At 66.4% G+C, this 434-nt stretch carries 1 pseudogene; it reads right to left on the bottom strand.

Annotated features, from left to right (window positions below):
- A pseudogene (locus EN884_RS38220) lies at positions 1-434 on the bottom strand (SfnB family sulfur acquisition oxidoreductase); the annotation flags it as partial.

Below are 434 nucleotides of genomic sequence, written 5' to 3'. Positions count from 1 at the left end.
GACAGGGTCGTGCGCTGGCCGAAGCTCGACCAGTCGTCGATGACGGTCAGGCCGGGTGCGCCGCGGTCGGCGATCGCATACCAGGCGCGGCCCTCGTCATCGAGCGCCACGATCGGCACCAGATGGGCGAGCAGCGCGCCGGACGAATAGAATTTCCGGCCGTTGACGACCACATGATCGCCGGCATCGGTGAAGCGGGTCTCAAAATCGGCGGCGCGCTTGGAGCCGAACTCGGAAAAGGCGTTGCCGAACCGGGTGCCCTTCAGCGCTTCGGCGAACAGCAGCTTCTGCTGGTCCGCGTCGGAGACGGTGCGGATGGCAGCGACGACGCCGAGATGGTTCTGCGCAACCTGGCCGATCGAGGAATCCGCCGCCGAGATGATCTCGATCACCTTCGCCAGCGTCGCATAGGACACCTCCGGCCCACCGAATGC

The organism is Mesorhizobium sp. M7A.F.Ca.AU.001.01.1.1 (assembly GCF_004022735.1).
Lineage (GTDB): Bacteria > Pseudomonadota > Alphaproteobacteria > Rhizobiales > Rhizobiaceae > Mesorhizobium > Mesorhizobium ciceri.
This window is presented reverse-complemented; position numbering and strand designations above follow the sequence as displayed.